The organism is uncultured Sphingomonas sp., assembly GCF_913778135.1.
Classification (GTDB): Bacteria; Pseudomonadota; Alphaproteobacteria; order Sphingomonadales; family Sphingomonadaceae; genus Sphingomonas.
In genome coordinates, this window is record NZ_CAJYVU010000131.1 from 54,031 (window position 1) to 62,420 (window position 8,390).

General features: G+C 67.2%; 9 protein-coding genes. 4 read left to right on the top strand and 5 right to left on the bottom strand.

What is annotated here, in order from left to right:
- Positions 1 to 7 precede the first annotated feature (7 nt).
- From QZ847_RS12230 to QZ847_RS12240, 3 genes are read right to left on the bottom strand one after another with little or no spacing between them, the layout of a single operon-like run.
- Entirely contained in the window at positions 8 to 424 is a 417-nt protein-coding gene (locus QZ847_RS12230) for a lasso peptide biosynthesis B2 protein (RefSeq protein WP_294356842.1), read from the bottom strand.
- The gene (locus QZ847_RS12235; RefSeq protein WP_294356844.1) at positions 421 to 2,352 is read right to left on the bottom strand and encodes an asparagine synthase-related protein; all 1,932 of its coding nucleotides are present in this window, start codon (positions 2,350 to 2,352) and stop codon (positions 421 to 423) included. The genes QZ847_RS12230 and QZ847_RS12235 overlap by 4 nt, the downstream gene beginning before the upstream one ends.
- Entirely contained in the window at positions 2,349 to 2,615 is a 267-nt protein-coding gene (locus tag QZ847_RS12240) for a PqqD family protein (RefSeq protein ID WP_294356846.1), read from the bottom strand. The genes QZ847_RS12235 and QZ847_RS12240 overlap by 4 nt, the downstream gene beginning before the upstream one ends.
- A 62-nt stretch (positions 2,616 to 2,677) precedes the next feature.
- Here QZ847_RS12240 and QZ847_RS12245 point away from each other — a divergent pair, with 62 nt between their 5' ends.
- Positions 2,678 to 3,595 (top strand): hypothetical protein, encoded by a 918-nt coding sequence (locus QZ847_RS12245; RefSeq protein WP_294356849.1) that lies wholly within the window; start codon positions 2,678 to 2,680, stop codon positions 3,593 to 3,595.
- 12 nt (positions 3,596 to 3,607) lie between these two features.
- On the top strand, positions 3,608 to 5,329 hold the full coding sequence (locus tag QZ847_RS12250; RefSeq protein WP_294356851.1) for an ABC transporter ATP-binding protein: 1,722 nt from the start codon (positions 3,608 to 3,610) through the stop codon (positions 5,327 to 5,329).
- 184 nt (positions 5,330 to 5,513) lie between these two features.
- Here QZ847_RS12250 and QZ847_RS12255 read toward each other — a convergent pair whose 3' ends face one another.
- Complete coding sequence (locus QZ847_RS12255; RefSeq protein WP_294356855.1) at positions 5,514 to 5,807, bottom strand: hypothetical protein; 294 nt, start codon at positions 5,805 to 5,807, stop codon at positions 5,514 to 5,516.
- A 545-nt stretch (positions 5,808 to 6,352) separates the two neighbouring features.
- On the bottom strand, positions 6,353 to 6,727 hold the full coding sequence (locus QZ847_RS12260) for a hypothetical protein (protein ID WP_294356857.1): 375 nt from the start codon (positions 6,725 to 6,727) through the stop codon (positions 6,353 to 6,355).
- 682 nt (positions 6,728 to 7,409) lie between these two features.
- Here QZ847_RS12260 and QZ847_RS12265 point away from each other — a divergent pair.
- The gene (locus QZ847_RS12265; RefSeq protein ID WP_294356859.1) at positions 7,410 to 7,862 is read left to right on the top strand and encodes a hypothetical protein; all 453 of its coding nucleotides are present in this window, start codon (positions 7,410 to 7,412) and stop codon (positions 7,860 to 7,862) included.
- 143 nt (positions 7,863 to 8,005) lie between these two features.
- Positions 8,006 to 8,390, top strand: a 385-nt coding sequence (locus QZ847_RS12270) for a sugar phosphate nucleotidyltransferase (protein WP_294356863.1), incomplete at its 3' end; no start/stop codon positions are given.

Genomic DNA, 8,390 nt, shown 5'->3' on the forward strand with positions numbered 1-8,390 from the left:
TCACGCGTCAGGCGGGCGGGAACACCGCCAGCAGGCCGTAGCGCTCGATCCGGTCGCAGCCGATCACGTCGACGTCGCCCGAGAGGACCCAGACGTGCGCGACGAGCATGCCCGCCTCGTCGCGGCGCGCGCCGTAATGGAGCCGCGCCGCTAGTCCGCGCCGGCGCAGCATCAGTTGCGCCGCCAGCCCCTGCTGGAAACAGACTGCGCGCCACGGCACCCGCCGGCCCCACGCCGCGACCGCGCGCGACAGCCGCGCCGCCTCTTGCGCGTTGGCTGCGCGCCCCTGCCGCCCGCGCGCCGACAGCGCGGCGACGCGACGGAACGGCAATATCGCGATCAGCAGCGAGGCGATTGCCAGCATCACCAGCGCCTCCGCCAGCAGCAGCGCGGGGGGACGCCCTCTAGATCGGCCGGTGATCAATTGGTGCGCGCCACCCGGCGCAGGAAATGCCCCGCCGCGACGCCGCGCAGCAGCAGGTAGCGGTAGCGGTTGGTGATTGCGGGATTGTTCCAGCGCGGGTCGTCGGGTGCGAAGTCGGGCCAGTCCGCCGCCAGTTCGCGCAGCCGCGTGGCGTTGACCAGCGCGTCGGCGTCGGCGCAGCGCGTCACCGCCTCGATCTCCTCGCCCAGTCCGGCCAGCACCGAACCCGCCCCGACGTGCCAGTCGGCGCCCTGATATCCTTGCCGCGTCTCACGAAGGATTTCCGCGGGCAGCCGGTCGGCAAAGGCACGTCTGGCGAGCGAGCGCGGCTCGCCGTTCAGGATGTATTGCTCCTCGGGCACGCGCAGCGCCCATTCGATCAGGCGGCGATCGGCGGTCGGGTCGCGCAGGTCGATCCCCCAGCCCCCCAGCGTCCCCTTGTTGAACACGCCCATGTCGACGCGCTCGAGCCCCCACAATCGCATCGCGCGCCCGTCGGCCCACGGCCGGTACGACAGGTCGAGCCCGCGCGCGCTTGCCCGCGTGTAGATGTCGTGCGCCTGCGTCGCATCGGCACGCAGCGCGCTATAGCTGCCGAGCGCCCATGACCGGCCGAGCCGCGCGTTCGCCCATTCCCACAGGCGCGGCGAGAGGAACGGGCTGAGCGTCGTCGATGCCAGTCGCCTGGCGCTCCACCCGCGCGTGCGCAGCTGCCGCGCGATCCCCGCCAGCGCGAGCATCCGCCCGCTCCTGAACAGCGTCGGCAGATACTGGCTACCGTCGTGGCTGAGCGTGAAATTGCCCATGTTGCCGCTCAGTAGCACGCGCACGCCGCGCGCGCGCGCTGCGTCGTTGATCGCCTCGCCCCAGACCGCGTTGCACGGATTGGTGATCGGGCGCTGGTAAAGGTCAAAATGGCGGTCGAGCAGCGGCAGCGGCGACGCGCCCTGCCCGCGCACCAGCACGTGTGCGACGTTGTGGTAACGCTGCGCCAGTGCCGCGGCGAGCGGTCCCTCATCGCCGATCCGCCCGGCACCCACCGGCGTCGGCGTGCCCGGCACTGCGGTAAAGGCGTGGAGCGTATCGGTTGCCAGCGCGAGCGCGGCGCTGGCGGTGACACTGCTGCTGTCGAGCCCGCCCGACAGATGCGCGCCAACCGCGCCGTCGCCGCGGCGCAGGCGACACGCGACCGCGCGGTCGAGTTCGGCGCGCAACCCTTCGGCATATTCCGCGGCGCTGAGGTGGAGCGGCGCGTCGCTCGGCGTCCACAACCGTATTTGGGTGACGCTGTCGGCGGTGAAGGTGTGAGCGTGCCCCGGTAGCACGCGCTCGATCCCGGCGAAGAAGCTCTCGCCACCCTGCGGCAACAGCGCGAGGAAGTCGGCCGAGGTCTCCGCGTTGGCGAGATAGGGTACCTCGGGCAACGCGTGCAGCCCCTTGGGCATCGACGCGACGCCAAGGAAGCCATCGCCGCGGTGATAGTGGAGCGGCCGCTCCCCCAAAGCGTCTCGCGCCAGCGTGAGTGTCTGACGACGCTCGTCCCAAAAGATAACCGCGAATGCGCCGACGACATGGCGCAGCCCGGCGACGCCCAAGCGTTCCACAACCGCCATCATCACCGCCGGATCGGGCAGCCGCGTGAGATCGGCCGCGTTGCGACCCAGGCGCTCGGCGAGTTCGTCGCGATTGTCGATCCGTGCGTCCGCGACCAGCAGCAGATTGCCGTCGCCGCCCAATACCGGCCCGCGATCGAAATCGTCCTCGGGCAGCAGCGAGAACAGGCGTCGGCCGAGCGTCGCCTCACCCAGCGTGCGGCGCGCGGCGGGCTCGGGACCGTAGATCGCCTGCGCGTCGAGCATCCGCCCGACGGCTCCCTCGCCCGTGCTTTGCCCTCCGCGCCGGTCCCACAGGCCGGCGAGCGCGGTCATGCCTGGTCGAGCCGCACCAGCCCCTCGGCCTTGAGCGAGCGCAGCAGCTCGGCCAGCCCGTCGCGGCACTCGGCCTCCTCGACGTCATGCTCGGCTATGAGCGCGGCGACGAGCGCGTCGACCGTCTGCGGCGTCTCGATCAGCTGCCACACGCGCGTCGCGGTCGCGTTGAAGCCGAAGCAGGTCCCGCTGTCGACGTCGAGCCCGACCAGCTCGCCGCCCGCGTCTGCCTCGATCATCCCCGGCCGGCGGGTCACCAGCATCGCTCCGTTCATTTCTTCTCTCGGCTTGGCGGGGTGCGGCGCAGCGGATAACACCCGCCCGCATGTCCCCCAGATTTCGGCATTATCGGGCGTTCGGCCTTGGCTGGCAATCCGAACTTTCACTGCCCGAACTGCGCGACGCGGATGCAGGCAATGCGAGCGCGGAGGGCGACGTGATCGTCGAGATTGGTCGGGCACCCGCGCCCGACATCGCAACCGTGGTCACAGGGGTGCGCGCCGCGCCCGACACGTTCTGGATGGAGGTGCCAGAGGTCGCGCGCTACCTGGTGATCGGGGGCACGCGGATCGTTGTCGAACCGATCGGCGATGCCGCTGAGGGTGACGTGCGCGCGTTCCTGCTCGGCTCGGCGGTCGGTGCACTGCTCCACCAGCGCGGGTACCTGCCGCTCCACGCCTCCGCGGTCGAGATCGATGGGCACGCGGTCGCGTTCGTCGCGCCCTCGGGTGGGGGCAAGTCGACGATCGCGATGCACCTCCACCATCTCGGCCACCGCGTGATCGCGGACGACCTGTGCGCGGTCGAGGTCTCGGGCGACCGCGCGCGATTGTGGCCGGGTCTGCGCAACCTGAAGCTGTGGCGCGCCTCGCTCGGCGCGATCGACCGCGCGCCCGACGGGTTTGAGCCGGTGTTGCAGACGATGGACAAGTACCGCGTGCCGATCGACGCGCTCGCCGACGACCGCGCATTCGATCTCGCCGCGGTGATCCGGCTCGACTGGGGCGAGGCACCCGCGCTCACCCCGCTCCGCGGTGCCGAAGGCGTCGGCGTGCTAGTCGCCAACACCTTTCGCGGCCAGCTGGTCGCGCCGATGGCGCGCGGGACTGAGCACTGGCGCCAGTGCGTCGAGCTGTTCGCGCGCGCTGATGTGCTCGCGCTCGCGCGGCCACGCGCGCTCAACCGGTTGGACGAGGCCTCCGCGCTGGTGACCGCGCGGTTCGCCCGCCCCGGGGGCGGCTGAACGCCGGTGCCCGTGCTCGCGCGTCCGGGTCGGCTCGTCGCTGCGGCGCGCGCCTTCGCGCGGGCGGTGTTCGCCGACACGCCCGGTAGCTGGCCACGCGCGGCCGGGCTGATGCTGCTCGGCGGGCTGCTCGAGGGTGCGGGGTTGCTGCTGCTGGTGCCGCTCGCCGGACTGCTGGTGGATGGCGGCGGGCGCGCGCAGGCGATCGCGGCGCGCTGGTTCGCGCTGGTCGGTGCCGACACGCGGATCGAGCGGCTTTCCGCGCTGCTGGTCGTGTTCGTGCTCGTCATGCTGGTGCGCGCGGGCGTGCTGCTGCTGCGCGACCGCCACCTCGCCGCGCTGCGGATCGGGTTCGTCGAGCGCGAGCGCGTGGCGCTGCTGCGCGCGCTCGCAACCGCGCGGTGGCAGGATGTCGCCGGATTGCGCCACGCGAGACTGACCGCGGCAGTGGGCGGCGACGTGCAGCGCGTCGCAGCAGCAGTGCATTACTTTCTCCAGGCACTGGTCGCCGCGGTGATGCTGGCGGTGCAGTGGCTGCTGGCGCTCGCGATCGCGCCCGCGCTGGCGCTGTTCGCCGCATTGCTGCTGCTGGGCGCCGCGGCGCTCGCACTGCCGACGCTGGCGCGCGCGAGCCGGGTGGGCGAGGCGATGACCGCGGGGCAGCTCGAGATGATGCACGCGTCGGGTCAGTTCCTGGCCGGGCTCAAGCCCGCGATCGCGCACGGCGCGGGGCCTGCGTTCGTCGCCGGGGTGGAGGCGGATGCGCGGCGATTGTCCGCGGTTCAGCTCGCCTTCGAGCGTCACCACAGCCTGGCGCGCGTCACCACCGCGAGCGCGTCGGCGCTGGTCGGCGCGGGGCTGCTGCTCGTCGGCACGTGGTGGGCGATGCCGGTCGCCAGCCTGCTCGCCGCAATCGTGATCCTGTCGCGGATGAGCGGGCCTGCGCTCCAGATCCAGCAGGCAGCGCAGCAGCTGGCGACGCTGCTGCCCGCGCACGCGGCGCTGACCGAGCTGCGTCGCGACCTCGCGCCGGGCGTGCTCCCCGCGTCGCCTGCGCCGGTCGCGCAGACCCCCGGTGTCGGCGACGCCACGATCGTTCTGGACAACGTCACCTTCGCGCACGCCGATGGCGGCGGGGTGCGCGACATCGACCTCGTGCTTCGCCCGGGCGAGATCGTCGGGCTGGTCGGCGCGTCGGGCGCGGGCAAGACCACCTTGGTCGATCTGCTCGCCGGGCTGATCGCGCCGCACGCCGGCAGCGTCACGCTGGGCGGACTGCCGGTCGATCACCGTTGCATCGCCTACGTCGCGCAGGACAGCTTCCTCATCCACGACACGCTGCGCCACAACCTGACGCTCGACGGACCAGCGGTGCAAGATGACGTGCTGCACGAAGTGCTGGCACTGGTCGGCGCGACGGCGTTGATCGACAGCCTGCCACAGGGGCTCGATACCCTGGTCGCCGAGCGTGGCGCACGCCTGTCGGGCGGCGAACGCCAGCGCATCGCGCTCGCGCGCGCACTAATTCGCCGGCCGGCGTTGCTGATCCTCGACGAGGCGACCAACGCGATCGACATCGCCGGCGAACGCAGGATTCTCGACATGCTTGCGGCGCTGCCCGACCGACCGGTCACCATGATCGTCGCGCATCGGGGAGAGTCGCTCGCGCGCTGCGACCGCGTGCTGACGATTGAGGCTGGACGGCTGGTGGAAGGCCGCGACCACGCCGGCTGAGCGATCAGCGACGGCTGCTGAGATGCATAAGCACGGGCCGAACCTGCTTGTACTAGTTTGTTTTGAAATAGCTCAAAGTGGGTCTAGCAGATCGGTAGTTGGAACGACCGATAATGTAATCGATCCTGCACGATCAATCGCAGGTCTCGCATCGTTATGGCTCGATAAACCAGCGACATTACGACTAGCGAACGCTGCGCCCCCAAGCGACCAAGCCTTGCCGCTCAACTTCAGCAATCACCATCCGAAGGGTTTGCGGAGACACCAGCCCCCGCAACAGCAGCAGCATTTCAAGGTGCACGGCGCTGGGCTGATCGTCACCCTGCGCTCTTCCAGGCGCCTCAACCGGTCGATCGGCCATGAGGCGACTTAATTTTTCGACGTCGTCTCCAAGTTCGATCAATGAAGCACGGATGCTGGCAAGCTCCTCATCCGCTTTGTCGGCGCGCTCCAAACGCTCGCGAATAACGGTCGCCATGCCAACGCCCCTGCCCTCCGCCTCGGCAGCGTAAACTAGCGCTTGTCCCTCTCTTAAACGGACCTTGATCGAGTCTGACAGAGCCATTGCACCTCCGGCTACAACATGGACCCCATATTGTTCTCAAAGAGCACGACATTACAACAACTTCTAGAAGAACATGGTCCTAGAAGGATCCATCATCCAAATAGCTGGATATAGAAAGTTGGGGCGTTTCAGTATCTTAGCAGCACCGGAAGGTGCGTATGGTGTACGACCTCAAATCACGAATTTAAGGGTCAAAAATGAAGCTCTCGACAGTCCGAAAATGGACTGTCCGGGCTTCAAGAGGGTCCAAACTATCCCGATGAGCGCAGCTCAGCGGGCAATGATGCGCTGATGATGCGCATATGACGCATTTATTATGCAGATTTGATGCGGATGGACGCAGATAGGATGCAGAAAGGTTGCACAGAGGGGGCATTCGGGATGCAAAAAGGGGGCAGATCGGATGCACAAGAGAGGCAAAATGCCAAGCCGGCCTACGATGCCTGAACGTGATCGTCCTAGCCCGCCTGGATACGTCGACGTATCTCCTGCTTATCTCCGATTGCGAGGAGGGCATCACTGGTAAACCGCTCCAGATCCCGTCTTAAATCAGCGACGATCGTCCTGAACAACGATCGCTGCGGGCTCGAAAACCCGTCATGGATTTCCAGCATTATCGTGCTCACCAATGACATGAACTGCTCGGCTTCCTCGATTAGAAAATCGACATGTGCGTCCTGACACCGGGTCATTCTGGACGGCCGGTTCAGAGCAAACCCTGTCATGGCCAGGACCAACGAATTCTCGAGTTCGGTTGAGAAGGGTATGTGCTCGCGGCATCCACGTAGCTCGGCGAGCAACTCGCGCATTCTGTTTTCCAGATCAGTCGCCACGATGCCTCCTTGCTTGGAATGGAGGCAAACCCGGCTGGAGAGCCGGGCGTTCGTAACCCTGCACAAGGACAAGGCGCTGCCACCTTTGGGCCAGGCCTTGGACATGCGTGACAGCCGCCCGGCCGAATAGCTCGACCGGACCTTGTGAATGTCGGGGTTACGACGCCCCACGGCCGGGATTTACCGGACCGCGCAGGCATGGTTGCAGAAGGCCGTTAGGGAGACAAGCCGCTGTTGCTCGTCATCCAAAGGGTTTGATGGCCATTGGCAACGCAGCAGCTTCGCACGTCCATTGGCCGGTAACTCGCTCGCTTATGAAGTAGTGCAAAGTTGGATGCTGAAAAGCGCAATCGCTTCGAGAGCAACAATTGCGAGTAGGATATTTCGGATGCGAAGCTGACGGCGCACACCCGTCGCTGCCGCCTCTACGGAACGTGCCTGTCTACCTAGCCTACCCGGATGCATTGCGCTCATAGCTGCCCTTACCGCAACCTTGCGTCACGCGAAATGGACCTACTTAGCCGACCAGCAGCCCATCATGGTCGCTCGCGTCGACGCACGAACAGCTTCATCCCTGTTAAACCATCTAGCGGAGTGATCGACATCTTAGCTCACTGATTGATTATCTGAATCAGTCCGTTTTCTGCTTTGGTTCCGTGTGGCTCCGACTCATAGAGTCGACATGCCGATCGCGCGTGAGCATCGTTGGTTGTACCCGATCGATTGGTATGAGCTGTCCACGTTCATCCGCTTCACGCGTGCGAAAGGGCGGTGCGAGCACTGCCGGCGTCCGCATGGACGCGACGTGCTGCATCTCGGCGACGGCATGTGGTGGGATGAGGAGGCCTCGCGCTGGCGTGACGGACGTGGGCGAGCTGTGCCTGCACTCGCCAGTCCGGCCGAGTTGGCGCGCGCGCAACCGGGGTTCGTGGGGATCGGCGCGCCGGCTGCACTTCGCGTCACGCGCGTGGTGCTCGCCAGCGCGCATCTGAACCATAATCCGGGCGACAATCGCGCTCGCAATCTCGCCGCACTGTGCCAACGCTGCCACATGCGCCACGATGCCGATGAGCATCGCCGAAGACGCTGGCGTAACGCGTTTCGCACCCGTGCCATGGGTGACCTGTTCGCCTGAGGTGGACTTCAAAGCTTTGTACCAGCATAAGTGTTACGCCTGCGTTGCCGTCTTGAGCGGCAGCGGGGGGACTGAGGAGAATACATTTGTCAGCAATCGTGCCGGTGATCCTGTCCGGCGGATCGGGAACGCGTTTGTGGCCGATGTCGCGGCCGGAGCGACCCAAGCAGTTCCTGGCGCTGACCGCAGCCGAGACGATGCTGCAACTGACCGCGGCACGCGCGCATGGGGACGCGTTTGCCGCGCCGATTGTCGTTGCGAATGCGGCGCATGCCGATCAGGTCGAGACACAACTGGCCGAGATCACCGCCTCCCCGCAGGCGATCATCCTGGAGCCTGCCGGGCGTAACACCGCGCCGGCGATCGCGCTGGCGGCGCTCGAAGCCGACGGCAAGGCGCCGCTGCTCGTCATGCCGTCCGACCACGTGATCGCCGATCCGGACGCGTTCCATGCCGCGATCCACGCTGCACTGCCGCTGGTCGAGGATGGTTGGATGGTCACCTTCGGCATCACGCCTGACTCGCCGG

Coding starts and splice junctions, on each gene's coding strand:
- QZ847_RS12235 (WP_294356844.1), bottom strand. CDS start 2,352: ATGACCGCGCTCGCCGGCCTGTGGGACCGGCGCGGAGGGCAAAGCACG.
- QZ847_RS12240 (WP_294356846.1), bottom strand. CDS start 2,615: ATGCTGGTGACCCGCCGGCCGGGGATGATCGAGGCAGACGCGGGCGGC.
- QZ847_RS12245 (WP_294356849.1), top strand. CDS start 2,678: ATGTCCCCCAGATTTCGGCATTATCGGGCGTTCGGCCTTGGCTGGCAA.
- QZ847_RS12255 (WP_294356855.1), bottom strand. CDS start 5,807: ATGGCGACCGTTATTCGCGAGCGTTTGGAGCGCGCCGACAAAGCGGAT.
- QZ847_RS12265 (WP_294356859.1), top strand. CDS start 7,410: ATGCCGATCGCGCGTGAGCATCGTTGGTTGTACCCGATCGATTGGTAT.